12 protein-coding genes and 1 riboswitch are annotated in these 13,467 nt (G+C 74.8%); of the genes, 11 read left to right on the top strand and 1 reads right to left on the bottom strand.

Features of this window, described 5'->3' with window-relative positions:
• The first annotated feature begins 143 nt into the window (after nt 1–143).
• Nucleotides 144–2,285, top strand: coding sequence for an MMPL family transporter (locus FHX36_RS10305; RefSeq protein WP_183513709.1), 2,142 nt, complete (start codon nt 144–146; stop codon nt 2,283–2,285).
• Nucleotides 2,286–2,309: 24 nt separating this feature from the next.
• Here the strand turns inward: FHX36_RS10305 and FHX36_RS10300 are convergent, their stop codons facing one another.
• The gene (locus FHX36_RS10300) at nt 2,310–3,884 is read right to left on the bottom strand and encodes an FMN-binding glutamate synthase family protein (RefSeq protein ID WP_110550947.1); all 1,575 of its coding nucleotides are present in this window, start codon (nt 3,882–3,884) and stop codon (nt 2,310–2,312) included.
• 298 nt (nt 3,885–4,182) lie between these two features.
• Between FHX36_RS10300 and FHX36_RS10295 the strand changes: the two genes are divergently transcribed.
• From FHX36_RS10295 to FHX36_RS10250, 10 genes are all read left to right on the top strand, one after another.
• Nucleotides 4,183–4,836 carry a hypothetical protein gene (locus tag FHX36_RS10295; RefSeq protein WP_110550946.1) on the top strand — a complete coding sequence of 218 codons (654 nt, stop codon included), beginning with the start codon at nt 4,183–4,185 and terminating at the stop codon, nt 4,834–4,836.
• Nucleotides 4,837–4,892: 56 nt separating this feature from the next.
• On the top strand, nt 4,893–5,324 hold the full coding sequence (locus tag FHX36_RS10290; RefSeq protein WP_146251523.1) for a hypothetical protein: 432 nt from the start codon (nt 4,893–4,895) through the stop codon (nt 5,322–5,324).
• Between the two features lie 160 nt (nt 5,325–5,484).
• Nucleotides 5,485–6,702, top strand: coding sequence for a TadA family conjugal transfer-associated ATPase (locus FHX36_RS10285; protein WP_258372602.1), 1,218 nt, complete (start codon nt 5,485–5,487; stop codon nt 6,700–6,702).
• Nucleotides 6,699–7,562 (top strand): type II secretion system F family protein, encoded by an 864-nt coding sequence (locus FHX36_RS10280; RefSeq protein WP_110550944.1) that lies wholly within the window; start codon nt 6,699–6,701, stop codon nt 7,560–7,562. Before FHX36_RS10285 ends, FHX36_RS10280 begins: the two co-directional genes overlap by 4 nt.
• The gene (locus FHX36_RS10275; protein ID WP_258372600.1) at nt 7,559–8,500 is read left to right on the top strand and encodes a type II secretion system F family protein; all 942 of its coding nucleotides are present in this window, start codon (nt 7,559–7,561) and stop codon (nt 8,498–8,500) included. Before FHX36_RS10280 ends, FHX36_RS10275 begins: the two co-directional genes overlap by 4 nt.
• A gap of 29 nt (nt 8,501–8,529) precedes the next feature.
• On the top strand, nt 8,530–8,736 hold the full coding sequence (locus FHX36_RS10270) for a hypothetical protein (RefSeq protein ID WP_110550943.1): 207 nt from the start codon (nt 8,530–8,532) through the stop codon (nt 8,734–8,736).
• Complete coding sequence (locus tag FHX36_RS10265; protein ID WP_181428647.1) at nt 8,726–9,139, top strand: TadE/TadG family type IV pilus assembly protein; 414 nt, start codon at nt 8,726–8,728, stop codon at nt 9,137–9,139. The genes FHX36_RS10270 and FHX36_RS10265 overlap by 11 nt, the downstream gene beginning before the upstream one ends.
• Nucleotides 9,136–9,594: a TadE/TadG family type IV pilus assembly protein gene (locus FHX36_RS10260; RefSeq protein WP_110550942.1), complete on the top strand. Its 459-nt coding sequence runs from the start codon at nt 9,136–9,138 to the stop codon at nt 9,592–9,594. The genes FHX36_RS10265 and FHX36_RS10260 overlap by 4 nt, the downstream gene beginning before the upstream one ends.
• Nucleotides 9,595–9,684: 90 nt before the next feature.
• Entirely contained in the window at nt 9,685–11,988 is a 2,304-nt protein-coding gene (locus FHX36_RS10255; protein ID WP_110550941.1) for a hypothetical protein, read from the top strand.
• A gap of 33 nt (nt 11,989–12,021) precedes the next feature.
• Nucleotides 12,022–12,123, top strand: a riboswitch (ZMP/ZTP riboswitch).
• 18 nt (nt 12,124–12,141) lie between these two features.
• A complete protein-coding gene (locus FHX36_RS10250) occupies nt 12,142–13,401 on the top strand; it encodes a benzoate/H(+) symporter BenE family transporter (protein ID WP_181428646.1) in 1,260 nt (419 codons plus the stop codon).
• Nucleotides 13,402–13,467 lie beyond the last annotated feature (66 nt).

Here is a 13,467-nt window from a genome sequence, read left to right as displayed (position 1 = left end):
CCCTGTGCGTCCGCGCTGCGACGTATCCCGCGCCCCGCCGTACGTCCACGAGCGCAGCGCGGTCGAGTTCCCGGGCGGACGACGTCCGGCCGCGGCGTTCCTAGCGTTCGCCGCGTCCGTCCGGCCGTCGTCAGGAGATCGTCGTGCTCGAGTCCCTCGCCCGCTCCTGCGTCCGCTCGCGGCGCCTCGTCGTCGCACTGTGGCTGGTCTCCGTCGTCGCGCTGTCGGTGCTCGCCGGCGCGTTCGCCGGCCCGACCAGCGACGACTTCACCCTGCCCGGGTCGGAGAGCACCCGGGCTGCCGACCTGCTCGCCGACGCCGGCTTCGAGGCTCGCTCCGGCTACCAGGCCCAGGTGGTGCTGCACCGCCCCGACGGCGTCGACGACCCGGCGGTCCGGGCCGCCGCCGACGACCTGGCCGCCGACATCACCGACCAGGTGCCCGGCGCGGAGGTGGTGAGCCCGTTCGACCCGGCCGGGGCGCGGCAGGTGTCGCCCGACGGCACGATCGCCTACCTGCAGGTCGACCTGCCCCAGCGCACGGTGGAGGAGCTGGCCGAGGTCAGCGACACGATGGACGCCCTGCGCGCGGACGTCGACGTGCCCGGGCTGGACGTCGAGATCGGCGGGCTGGTGCTCGACGAGGACGCCGCCGGTGGGCCGCCCGCCGAGGTGATCGGCGTGATCGCCGCCGCGCTCATCCTGTTCGTCGCGTTCGGCTCGCTGCTCGCGATGGCGCTGCCGCTGGTGGTCGGCGTCCTCGGCGCGCTCTGCGGGGTCGCCGCCATCGAGCTGGCCGCCCACGTCATCGACGTGCCCAGCTTCGCCGGCGCCGCCGCCGGGATGATCGCGATCGGCGTGGGCATCGACTACTCGCTGCTGCTGGTGACCCGGTACCGCGAGGCGCTGCACGACGGGCTGCCGGTGGTCGACGCGGTGGTGCTGGCCCAGCGCACCGCCGGCCGGTCGGTGCTCTTCGCGGGCGTCACCGTCGTCATCGCCTCGCTCGGCCTGGTGTTCATGGGGCTCACGCTGATCACCGGCGTCGCGATCGGCATCGCCGCCGCGGTGCTGGTGACCATGCTGGCCGCGGTCACCCTGCTGCCGGCGCTGCTCGGCTTCGCCGGCCCGCGGCTGGCCAAGGTCCGCGGCCGCCGGGGCGGCACCGAGGGAACGGCGGCGGCCCGCTGGGCGCGGGCGGTGCAGCGGCGTCCGGTCGTCTGGGTGCTGGGCTCGCTGGCCGCGCTCGTGCTCCTCGCGCTCCCGGTCGCCGACCTGCGGCTGGGCTTCAGCGACGCCGGCACGCTGAGCACCGACAACACCGCCCGCCGCGCCTACGACCTGCTCGGCGAGGGGTTCGGCGCAGGCGTGAACGCCCCGATGGTGGTCGCCGTCTCCGCACCCGACGCGGAGCTGGTGGCGACCGACCTGGCCGACGCGGTCGGCGAGGACCGCGGCGTCGCCTCGGTCAGCCCACCGGTGGTCTCCGAGGACGGCGGGACGGCGCTGCTGCAGCTGCTGCCCTCGTCGGCACCCCGCGACGAGGCGACCACCGACCTGGTGCACCGGCTCCGCGACGACGTCGTCCCGGCGACGGCCGGCGACGCCGAGGTGGTGATCGGCGGCGCCCAGGCCGCGGCGGTCGACTTCGCCGACTACACCGGCGACCGGCTGCCGGTGTTCCTCGCCGTCGTGCTGGGGCTGTCGTTCGTGCTGCTGGTGCTGGTGTTCCGCGGCCTGCTGGTGGCGCTCAAGGCGGTGGTGGTGAACCTGCTGTCGCTGGGCGCGGCGTTCGGTGCGGTCGTCGCCGTGTTCCAGTGGGGCTGGGGCGCGGACCTGCTGGGCATCGAGGGCGAGGCGCCGGTGGAGGCCTGGGTGCCGATGATGCTGATCGCCATCGTGTTCGGGCTGTCGATGGACTACGAGGTCTTCCTGCTCTCCCGGATCCGCGAGGAGTACGACCGGACGGGCGACAACGCCGGTGCGGTGACCCTCGGCCTGGCCCGGACGGCGCGGGTGATCACCGCCGCCGCGGCGATCATGATCTGCGTCTTCGGCAGCTTCGTGTTCGGCTCGGCCCGCGAGCTGCAGCTGTTCGGGTTCGGCCTGGCGGTCGCGGTGCTGATCGACGCGACGCTCGTCCGGCTGGTGCTGGTGCCCGCAACGATGGAGCTGCTCGGGACGGCGAACTGGTGGCTGCCGCGCCGGCTGGACCGGGCGCTGCCGCACCTGACCGTGGAGATGCCGGTGGAGGACCGCGCCCGGGACGACGCCCTCGTCGGCTGACCGCCCCGCCGTCCCCTGCCGTGGTCAGCCGTCGACCGCGGTGGGGGACGGCGGTGCGCTGCCGCCCTGCGGTGCCTCGCTCATCAGCTGCACGACCCGCTCGCGGTCGGCGGCCGACGGCAGCCCCCAGCCCGGCTCGTAGCCGTAGACCTCGTGCAGCGGGCGCGACGCGGTGCGGCCGGTGAGGATCTCCACCGCCCCGCTGTCGATCAGCCCGGGGTGCTCCACCCCGCAGGCCTCGGCGACCTTGCGCAGGTCGCGGCGCAGCGTCTGCACGTAGGTGGCCGCCCGCACCGACTTCAGCGCCGGGTCCAGGCCGTGGGCGAGCCACGGGTTCTGGGTGGCGACGCCGGTGGGGCAGGTGTCGGCGTGGCACTTCTGCGCCTGGATGCAGCCGATGGCCAGCATCGCCTCGCGGGCGACGTTGACCAGGTCGCAGCCGAGGGCGAAGGCGACGATCGCGTTGTCGGGCAGGCCCAGCTTGCCGCCGCCGATGAAGGTGACCTGCTCGTGCAGCCCGGCCCGGGCGAAGGTGGAGTAGACCCGGGCGAAGCCGAGCTGGAAGGGCAGCGAGACCGAGTCGGTGAAGATCAGCGGCGCCGCGCCGGTGCCGCCCTCGCCGCCGTCGATGGTCACGAAGTCGACGCCCCGGCCGGTGGTGGCCATCAGCTCGGTGAGCTCGTGCCAGAACCCCATGTCGCCGACGGCGGACTTGATCCCCACCGGCAGCCCGGTCTCGGTGGCCAGCAGCTCGACCCAGTCCAGCAGGCTGTCGGGGTCGGAGAACTCCGCGTGCCGGGACGGGCTGATGCAGTCGACGCCCTCGGGCACCCCGCGGGCGGCGGCGATCTCGGCGGAGACCTTGGCCGCCGGCAGCACCCCGCCCAGGCCGGGCTTCGCGCCCTGGCTGAGCTTGACCTCCAGGGCGCGCACGGGTGCGGAGGCGACCAGGTCTTTCAGCCGGGCGAGGTCGAAGCGGCCGTGCTCGTCGCGGCAGCCGAAGTACGCCGTCCCGAGCTGGAAGACCAGTTCACCGCCGTGCCGGTGGTGCGCGGACAGACCGCCCTCGCCGGTGTTCTGCAGGCAGCCAGCCAGCGCGGCGCCGCGGTTCAGGGCCTCGATCGCGTTGCCGGACAGCGAGCCGAAGCTCATCGCCGAGATGTTGACCACCGACGGCGGGCGGAAGGCGGAGGTGCGGCCGCGGGCGGCGCCGAGCACCTTGGCGCTGGGCAGCGGTGTCTCGTGGCCGGCCTGCGCGGTGGTGGTCGGGACGGCGCGGCCGAAGGTGCGGTGGTTGATGACCGGGTAGCCGGCGGTGAACTCGAGGTCGTTGTCGGTGCCGAAGCCGAAGTAGTTGTTCTGCTTCTTCGCCGAGGCGTACACCCAGCGCCGCTGGTCGCGGGTGAACGGCCGCTCCTCGTTGTTGCCGGCCACCAGGTACTGCCGCAGCTCGGGGCCGACGGACTCCAGCAGGTAGCGGGCCCGGCCGACGACCGGGAAGTTGCGCAGCAGGGTGTGCTCGCGCTGCAGCAGGTCGCGGACGGCGACGCCGGCGAGCGCGGAGATCCCGGCTGCCGCGGCACGGGTGGCCCAGGTCATGGACCACCATGACACCGAGCGGGCCGATCCGGCGGGGATCGTGGCCTCGGTCGACTGCCGCTGGGATGCGGGCCGGTTCGGGCCGGAATTCACCCTCCCGAGCGGTGCAGGAACTCGGCACGGTGACGATCTCCTCGAGGTGATCATCTCCGCCGCGGGCCGTCGGCCGGCCTCTCGTTCCCTTCCGCGCCGCGTCCTGGCAGCTGCCACCACCGTCGGGGTGACCCTCGGCGTGGCCGCCTGCGGGGGAAGCGAGCCACAGGCCTCCGCCGCTGCCGGCGCCCCCACCGCAGCGGAGGTGGCCGACGAGACCACCCAGCCGGCGCCGGTGCCCCCGACGGTCGCCGCCGCATCGGTCGCGCCGACGCCGACCGACGAGAGCTCCGTCCGCCTCTTCGGTCAGGACGGCGTCGAGTCGGCGTACCGGGAGGTGGTCGAGCTGGCGACCGTGCTGGCCCTCGATCCCGAGTGGACCCTGCACGACGGCGACAACGAGGTCTCCGATCTCGACGCCGTGCTGGCCGGCCGGTACTACGAGGCGCAGGCGGGCTACATCCGCGACCGAGCCGAGGCGTGCGACGACGACGACGCGCAGGCGTGCTTCGACGTACTGGCGCAGGTCCTCTTTGACCTGACCGTGAGCGCGGAGGACCAGGGCGTGCTGGAGTACCGCCCGGACGGCGAGTTCGTGACCGCGCAGTCGCTCACCGACCCGACCGTGACCACGATCGACATCGAGGGCACCGACGGACTGCGGATCGCGTTCGCCCACACGGCGACGATGCGGATGATCAGCGGCGGCACACCGCTGACCGCGACGATGACCCGGCACCTCAGCTACGACCTCTGGCCGGCTCCGGCGGGCAACGCGCAGCCGTGGTGGATCGTCAACTGGTCGCTGGACTACGAGGGCGAGGTCATCGACGAGACCACCGGTGAGGCGCTCGCCTGACCGCGCTCCTACAGTCACCGGACCGGGAGACCGACGGGCTGATCGACGGGGGTGTCGTGCCGGCTGGGCGTGCGTGGACGGCCGGCGGTGCAGCCCTCATCGCGGCGGCGACGCTGGCCCTCACCGGGTGTGCGTCGTTCGGTGCCGCTGGGGACAGCGACACCCTCGAGGCGAGCGAGCAGGCCGCCGCCGATCTGCAGGACGAGCTGGCGGGTATGCCGGGCGTCACCACCGCCTTCGTCGGCTACCAGGACGACCTGACCGAGCAGGCGCACCTGCGGGTCAACGTCGAGGTGGCGGAGGCGGCGCAGGTCGAGACGACCTTCCCCGAGGTCGAGGAGGCAGCGTGGCTGTGCGAGGTGGACCCGCTGCTGACGATGAAGGTGACCGTCGTCCCGGTGTCGGGGTCGGGGACCAGCCAGGACTACGACCTGCAGGACCAGCAGACGGTCGACGACCTCACCGAGCGTTGGGGTGAGCGCCCGTGATCGGCGGCGCCGTCACCTGATCGGGTGAACCTGCCCCGTCGACGGTCACAGTTCGTCCACAGGGCCTCGGCGCGGAACGGGTCCGTCCCCTTACAGTCACTGGACTCAGACGACCAAGTGGCTGCTCAACGGGGGTGTCGTGCCGGCTGGGAACACTGCTGTGGACCTCGTCGACGGCGAGGTCCGCGAGCTGATCCGCCGCCGCGGGCTCGACCCGTTCACCGACCCGACGCCGGTGCGGGTGCTCGTGCGCGACGTGGTGGCCGACTACTCCGAGCGGTCGCTGTCCTCGGCGCTGCCGCCGATCGGTGACCCGGACGGCGTCGTCCGCGACGTGCTGGACCGGGTCGCCGGGTACGGGCCGTTGCAGCGCTGGCTGGACGACCCGGAGGTCGAGGAGATCTGGGTCAACGAGCCGGGCCGGGTCTTCGTCGCCCGCCGGGGTCGCAGCGAGCTGACCACGACGATCCTGGGCGCCGGGCAGCTGGCCGACCTGGTCGAGCGGATGCTGCGTTCGTCGGGTCGCCGCATCGACATGTCCACGCCCTTCGTCGACGCGATGCTGCCCGACGGGTCGCGGTTGCACGTCGTCATCCCGGACGTCACCCGGCGCCACATGGCGGTCAACATCCGCAAGTTCGTGCTCTCGGCGCACAGCCTGGACGAGCTGGTCGCGCTGGGCACCCTCACCTCACAGGTGGCCCGCTTCCTGGAGGCCTCGGTCGCGGCGGGGCTCAACATCCTGGTCTCCGGGGGCACGCAGGCCGGCAAGACGACGCTGCTCAACTGCCTGTGCTCGGCCATCCCGGCCCGCGAGCGCGTGGTCACCTGCGAGGAGGTCTTCGAGCTGCGGGTGCCGCTGCCCGACGTCGTGGCGATGCAGACCCGCCAGCCCAACCTCGAGGGCGCCGGGGAGATCCCGCTGCGCCGGCTGGTCAAGGAGGCGCTGCGGATGCGTCCTTCCCGGCTGGTCGTGGGCGAGGTGCGCCAGGAGGAGTGCCTCGACCTGCTGATCGCGCTGAACTCCGGCCTGCCCGGCATGTGCACCCTGCACGCCAACAGCGCCCGGGAGGCCGTGGTGAAGATGTGCACCCTGCCGCTGCTGGCCGGGGAGAACATCGGGCACGCGTTCGTCGTCCCCACCGTCGCGGCCAGCGTCGACCTGGTGGTGCACGTCGGCACCGACCCGAGCGGCCAGCGCCGGCTGCGCGAGGTGGTCGCCCTGCCGGGGCGCACCGAGGGCAGCGTCGTGGAGACCGCCGACGTCTTCACCACCCGGGACGGCCGGCTGGTGCGCGCCGACGGCTACCCGCCGCACGCCGACCGGTACGCCGCCCACGGGTTCGACCTCGCGGCGCTCCTGGGCGACCGGTCGTGACCTTCTCCGGCGGGGTGCTCGGTCTGGGGCTGGGCATCGGGCTGCTGCTCATCTGGCGCAGCGGCTCGCGGGCCCCGGCACGCCGGGCGGCCGGCGCTCGGCCGGGGCGCCGCCAGCAACTGCTCGCCGCGGCCGGGCTCACCGGGATCAACTCCGCCCAGCTGCTCGCCCTGCAGGTCGCCCTCGGGCTCGCCGCCACGGTGCTGGTGCTGCTGACCACGCAGACGGTGACCATCAGCCTGGTCTTCGGGGTGTTCGGCGCCGCGGTCCCGTACCTGCTGGTGCGCCGGCTGGCGGCCAAGCGCCGGGCCGACCTGCGCGAGGTGTGGCCGGAGGTGGTCGACAACCTCGCCTCCGCCATCCGCGCCGGGCTGTCGCTGCCCGAGGGGCTCTCCGCCCTGGCCGTCCGCGGGCCCGAGGTGCTGCGCCCGGCCTTCGCCCGCTTCGCCGCCGACCACCGCAGCAGCGGTCGGTTCAGCGACTCGCTCGACCGGCTCAAGGACGACCTCGCCGACCCGGTGGGCGACCGCATCGTGGAGACGCTGCGGGTGGCCCGCGAGGTCGGCGGGAGCGACCTCGGCCGGGTGCTCCGGACGCTGGCCGCCTTCCTCCGTGAGGACGCCCGCGCCCGGGCCGAGCTGGAGACCCGGCAGGGCTGGGTGGTCCAGGCCGCCCGGCTGGCCGTCGGCGCCCCGTGGGTCGTGCTGCTCCTGCTCGCCACCCAGCAGCAGACGCTCACCGCCTACGACAGCCCGGTCGGGACGGCGCTGCTCGTCGGTGGGGGCGCCGTCTGCGTCGTCGCCTACCGGCTGATGCTGCGGATCGGGCGGCTGCCCCAGGACGTCCGGGTGCTCCAGTGAGCGCCGGTGTGGTCGGGATGCTGCTCGGGCTGGGCGCGGCGGTCGGCGTGCTGCTCGTCGTCTCGTTCTCGCCGCCGGTCCGGCAGGTGCGGCTGGTCGACCGGCTCGCGCCCTACGTGCACGACAGCCCGGCACCGTCCCGGCTGCTCGGCACCGCGACCCAGCCCGGCCTGCTCAGCGCCGCCCGGCGGGTCTTCGGTCCGCTGCTGTCCGACGGCGCGCGGTACGTCGACCGGCTCCTGGGCGGCCGGGTCGCCGTCCGGCGGCGGCTGGACGCGCTGGGTACCGACACCACCGTCGAGGACTTCCGGGTCGAGCAGGTCGTGTGGGGCGGGCTCGGGCTGCTGGGCGCAGCGGTGCTCGCGACGGCCGGGGCGGCGATGGCCGGGTCGGTGAACCTGCTGTCGGTCGTCCTGCTGTGCGTGGCCGGGCTGGTCGGCGGTGTGCTCGGCCGGGACTGGTGGCTCACCCAGCAGGTGCAGCGCCGCGAGGAGCTGCTGCTGGCCGAGTTCCCGGTGATCGCCGAGCTGCTGGCGCTGGCGGTGACCGCCGGCGAGAGCCCGACCGCGGCGATCGCCCGGGTCACCCGGCTGTCCGGCGGTGAGCTGGCCCGCGAACTCGGCGCCACGCTGGCCCGCGCCCGGGCCGGGGTGCCCTTGGTCGAGGCGCTGCAGCAGCTGGCCGACCGGACGTCGCTGGACGCGCTGGCCCGGTTCGTCGACGGCCTGGTCGTCGCGATCGAGCGCGGGACGCCGCTGGCCGAGGTGCTGCGGGCCCAGGCCGCCGACGTCCGGGAGGCCGGCAAGCGCCGGTTGCTGGAGGCAGGCGGCCGCAAGGAGATCGCCATGATGGTGCCGGTCGTGTTCCTGGTGCTGCCGGTCACCGTCTTGTTCGCCCTGTTCCCGGGGCTGATCAGCATCGTCTCGCTGGCGCAGTGACGCCGGTGACCGACCGAGGAGGACGACAGATGCGCGCGTACGCGTTCCTGCTGGCAGCGCTCGCCGCGCTCGCCGCCCGGCTGCGGGAGGGCGACCCCGAGCAGGGTGACGTGCCCGGCTGGGTGATGATCACCGTGATGACGGCGGCCCTGGTGCTGGCCATCCTGGTGCCGTTCCGCGAGGCGATCGTGGAGGCGGTGTCGAACGCCCTGGACTCCGTCACGAGTGCGCCCTGAGCGGCTGACCTCCGCGGGCGACCGCGAGCGGGGCAGTGCGGTCGTCGACTTCGTGCTGGTCGGGGTGCTGGTGGTCGCGCTGCTGCTGGCGGTGCTGCAGGTGGCGGTCTACGTGCACGTGCGCAACGTGGTCGTGGCCAGCGCCCAGGAGGGGGCCCGGTACGCGGCCAACGCCGACGTGCCCGCGGAGGCCGGCGCCGCGCGGACGCTGGAGGTGGTCGGGCGGGCCACGTCGGCGGGGACGGCGGCGGGCCTGGACTGCACCTCGGAGCAGGAGACCGACGGCAGCGGGCTGACGCTGGTCGTCGTCCGGTGCACCGGCGCGGTGCCCAGCCTGTTCGCCGCGCTCGGAGCGCTGCTGCCGTTGGAGGCGACCGGTCGCGCGGTGGAGGAGGGGCCGTGAGGTGGCTGCGGGCCCGGCTGGCGGGCGAGCGCGGCTCGGCGATCGTCGAGTTCGTGTTCATCGCGCTGGTGGTGTTCCTGCCGCTGGTCTACGTGGTGGCCGGCTTCTCGGCGGTGCAGCGCGGGGTGTTCGCCGCGACCGAGGCCGCGCGGGAGGCCGGGCGGGCGATGGGCACCGCGCCGGACCCGGTGAGCGGGCAGGCACGGGCCGAGGCGGCGGTGGCGATCGCGGTGGAGGACCAGTCGGTGGAGGCGACCGACGTGGTGCTGGCGTACGCGCCGGCCGGTGCCGGCTGCGATGCGGCGGGGAGCTACTCCCCGAGCCTGGCGCCGGGGGAGGAGTTCACCGTGTGCGTGACGGTGACCGTGCGGGTCTCGCTGCTGCCGGACTTCATCGACGCCAACACCGCGACCGGGCAGTTCGTCGTCGAGCGCGACCGCTACGTCGACGGCTGACCGCCGCACCGGAAGGGCTGTACGGCGGGCATCCGCGGTGCCACGCTCCCTCCCGGGTCACCAGGGACGCCGCGCCGCCGGAGGTGCTGGATGGACGAGAGCCCGCGCACGCCGCCCGTCGGCCTGGGTGTCCTCCTGGTCCACGGGATGGGCAGCGCTGAGCCCGGCGACACCCTGCGCGGCGTCGGCGGGCCGCTGCTCGACGTCCTCGGGCGCCGGCCCGCCCGCGCGGCGGGAGTGCAGGTCGGCAACCCGACCGCGGTCGTGCTCGACGGGGACGACGAGCGGCCGGCCCACGTCGACTTCGACGTCTGGCCCGAGGGCAGGAACGACGCAGCCCGGACGTGGTGCATCGCCGAGTGCCACTGGGGCGGCACGTTCCGGCCCCCGGGCTACCGCGACGTCGTCACCTGGATCGTGCTGGTGCTGCCCTGGACCGTGATCGGCTACTTCCTGACCAAGTTCGAGCACTTCACCACCGCTCCCCGCGGGCCGGGCACCGGGGCCGCCGACCGGCTGCGCCGCGGCCGCGACGCGGTCCTCACCGTCGCGGCCCTGCTCGGCGCGTTGCTGCTCGGGCCGCTCGTGGCCGCCCTGCTCGCCCTGGTGCTGCTGCTGGCCGTACCGCTGTCCCGGATCCCGATCGCGGTCCTCCGGACACCCGCCCAGGCGGTGATCCGGGTGCTGTCGGCCTCCCTCGGCGACGTGTACATGCTTGCCTCGGAGTCGCTGGACCGCCGCGCGGTCGACCAGCGGCTCCAGCGCGACCTGGACTACCTGCTCGCCCGCTGCGAGCGGGTGGCGGTCGTCGCCCACTCGGCGGGCTCCTACCTGACCCACTGCCTGCTCAACCGGGCCGTCGACGCGCCCGACCCCGCCCGGGTCCCGCTGCTGGTCACCTACGGCCAGGCAGTCTGGCGGGTGCACGCGGTGCGCAAGCTGGAGGCGGGTGGTGGGCGCCGCACGATCGCGGTCGTGGCCAGCGCCGGGGCGCTCGCGAGCGGTGTGGCCGCCGTCTGGCTGGCCGTGACCGACCTGCCACCGGGATGGGTCGGCGCCGCCGCGGTGCTCTGCCTCGCGCTGTGCGGGTGCGCCTTCTGGCTGGTGAGCCGGGCGGCCGCAGCGGCGGCCACGACCGGGTTGGGCCTGGCAGCCCCTCGCCGCTGGCGCGACTACGTCGCCTCCACCGACCCGGTGCCCAACGGCCTGATGCCCGCGGACCTGGTCAACGAGGAGGGACGCTCCGAACCGCGCAGCTACGAGGGCGTGCGGGTCCACAACCAGCGGTCGGTGCTCAGCGACCACAACACCTACGCGGCCAACCAGGACGTCTTCCTCGACAGCGTCGCCCGCGACCTGCTGCGGGCGGCCGGTCACCCCGAGCCGGTCGGCGCGCAGGCCGAGGCGCAGGACGCCTGGGTGGCACGGCGCGGGCGGACCCGCTGGCTGAGCACCGCACGGGCGACCGTGCTGGCGTGCGGGGCGTGGCTGCTCACCGTGGCCGCGTGGTCCGACGGGTCGACCGCCGCCGACCGGTCGCGGGCGATGACCGTCGGGACCTGGCTGGTCAACCGGCTGCCGGCCAGCTGGACCAAGTCGCTGTTCGGGGTGTCGGCGTCCCCGACCGACACCAGCAGCCGGGCGAAGCTGGTGGGGCTGGCAGCCATCGCGCTCGCGCTGTTCCTGCTCTGGTCGGGGGCCCGGTCGCTCTGGCAGTCCTGGGACCGGCAGGCCTCGCGCCAGTACCTCGAGCACCGAGCGGGCGGCCCCGCCGCACCCCGGATCCGCTCCCGTGCCCGCTTCGTCGCCGCCTGGCTCGCCCTGCTCGTCGTCCTCAGCGGGGTCACCGTGCTGCTGCAGTACGTGGTGCCGTCGCGCGTCTCGACCGCGGCGTGGGAGTGGCAGCGCCTGGACGACGGGTGGTTCTGGGGCGTCTCGGGGGCAGTCGTCGTCGCCTGCGCGGTGGCGAGCGGCTACACGCTCTGGCCGGCCCGGACCCGGCAGGACCGGGAGGTCACCAGCAACTGGGACGCCGCCCGGTCGGCGTCCCCGACATCCGTCCCTTCCGCCGTCCCGACGGACCAGCACGACCCCGCACGCTGGGCGGCCCTGCTGAGCATCCCGGCTCCGTGGCGGGAGCAGCTGCCGCCCTTCCACGGGACGGCGACGCGCGTGCTGGCCGACGGCGACCGGGTCCTGCTGGAGAGCCGGTGGGAGCAGGCGCCCGCCGGGGAGGTGGACGGCGCGGGTCCGAGCGGCCAGGTGCTGCTGGTCGCCCAGGTGCTGGAGCGGGTGGACGGCGGGTTCGTGACGACCGGCCACTACGTCGATGCCCGACCGCAGGTCGCGCAGCCGGTGAGCGGCAGGGAACCGTCCGGGGCGACAGCCTCCTGACCTCGACGCCGGCCCGGTCGCGGCCCTAGCCTCGGGACGGGCCGTGACTGGCGCTGCAGGTGGGTCACCACCGGGGAGCGGCCCCGTGGACCGATACCCGTCGGCCGACGACTGCCGCGCGCCTGGGCTCCGACCGACCGGAGGAGCCCGCGCGTGGCCGCTGTCCGTGCCCCGTCCCCGGACGGCGTCTCCCGCCCGGTGTCGGCCGGCGTGGTCTCCGCGCTCGTCGGCTTCACCAGCGCGTTCGTCGTGGTGCTCAGCGGGCTGGCCGGTGTCGGGGCGAGCCCCGACCAGGCCGCGAGCGGGCTGCTCGCCGTCAGCGTCACGATGGGCCTGGCCTGCGTCCTGCTCGCCGTGTGGACCCGGATGCCGATCACCGCGGCCTGGTCGACGCCCGGTGCCGCGCTGCTGGCCTCGACGGGGGCGGTCGAGGGCGGGTGGCCCGCCGCGGTCGGCGCCTTCCTCGTCACCGGCGCGCTGGTCGTGCTCACCGGGCTGGTGCCCCAGCTCGGCGCGCTCATCACCCGGATCCCGGCGTCCGTCGCCCAGGCGATGCTCGCCGGGGTGCTCTTCCAGCTCTGCCTCGGGCCGGTCACCGGGCTGGCCGAGAACCCGCTGGCGGTGGCACCGGTCGTGGCCGTCTGGCTGCTGGCCCTCCGCCTGATGCCGCGCTGGGCAGCACCGCTGGCCTTCCTCGCCGCCGCCGTCGTCATCGGCGTCCACGTCGTGACGTCGGGCGCCACGATCGACCGAGCCGACCTCGTGCCGCGGGTCGAGCTGACCGCCCCGGTGTTCACCGTCGCGGCGGTGGTCGGCATCGCGCTGCCGCTGTACCTGGTGACCATGGCCGCGCAGAACGTGCCCGGCGTCGCCGTGATGAAGGGCCTCGGCTACGAGGTGCCCTGGCGGCGGTCGATGCTGGTCACCGGCGTCGGCACCGTGCTCGGCGCGCCGGCCGGCGGGCACGCGATCAACCTGGCCGCGATCAGCGCGGCGCTGGCGGCGGGCCCGGAGGCCGGCGAGGACCGCTCGCGGCGGTGGATCGCCAGCGTGACCGCCGGGAGCGTCCTCGTGCTGCTCGGCATCGCCTCCTCGGCGGTCGGGTCGCTCGTGCTGCTGGCCCCGGCCGGCGTCGTGGCGGCCGTCGCTGGGCTCGCCCTGCTCGGCACGCTCGCCGCCTCGCTGCAGGCAGCGCTCGCCCGGGACGACGAGCGCATCCCGGCCGTCGTCACCTTCGCCACCGCGGCGTCCGGCATCGCGGTCGCGGGGGTGAGCGCCGCGTTCTGGGCACTCGTCGCCGGGCTCGTCGCCCGGGCCGTCCTCAGGGCCGGACGGGAGACCGCCGTCCGACCTGCGCCCACCCGCGACACGCAGGGACAGCAGAAGGCACGCCCGGGAGACCTTCACAGGTGACCTCGAGAGGGCTTCACTCGTAGGACCGCGGCCGTGACCAGGCCGCTCGCACCCCACCGGGCGCGC

It is taken from the genome of Modestobacter versicolor (assembly GCF_014195485.1).
GTDB classification, from domain to species: Bacteria; Actinomycetota; Actinomycetes; order Mycobacteriales; family Geodermatophilaceae; genus Modestobacter; species Modestobacter versicolor.
Note: the sequence above shows the minus strand (reverse complement) of the source record. Positions and strands in the feature narration are given on the sequence as shown.